General features: G+C 35.4%; 1 protein-coding gene. It reads right to left on the bottom strand.

What is annotated here, in order from left to right; all coding sequences use genetic code 11:
• Nucleotides 1-410: 410 nt before the first annotated feature.
• On the bottom strand, nucleotides 411-539 hold a 129-nt coding region (locus tag HC175_RS24325; protein WP_235942660.1), incomplete at its 5' end, for an ATP-binding protein.

Genomic DNA, 539 nt, shown 5'->3' with positions numbered 1-539 from the left:
AAAACATCAAGACAATGAAAAAGTATTTTGATCATTTCACACCTTTCAAAAGGTCGTAAGGATCTAATTCAGACAAAAGCTCATCTTCAAAATCAATTAAGGGATCCAACCAATCAGCTTTTCGAAGCCCAAAGTGAAGCATTTCAATTTTGTCTTGAGTCAATTGATCCTTCTCTTCGAATTGCTTTTCAAATTGTTTTAAATATTTCCTCAGTTTTTGAGCTTCGTACCATAGATGCGATTTTTTATGTAGATCTTTAAAAGCTTCTATCTCCTGTTGAACTAACTGCTGTTTCTCCTTTTCGATTCTTTCTTGCTCCTTTCGTGGTTATTTCGGAGGGACCGTGCCACCTATTTCGGTTCAAACAGTGCCACTTTGAAAGATACTGCAATTATATAAAAAATTAATGTTACTCGTTTTTTAGAACTCCTTTTCTTAATGATTCTCCTTTCAGGTCTATCCTATGTGAGGAGTTTACTATCCTGTCCAGGATTGCATCAGCAATAGTTCCTTCACCAATAATATCATACCACGCAGA

This window comes from Salinimicrobium oceani, assembly GCF_012037645.1.
The sequence above is the reverse complement of the archived record's forward strand: the minus strand, read 5'-3'. Positions and strand labels throughout refer to the sequence as shown.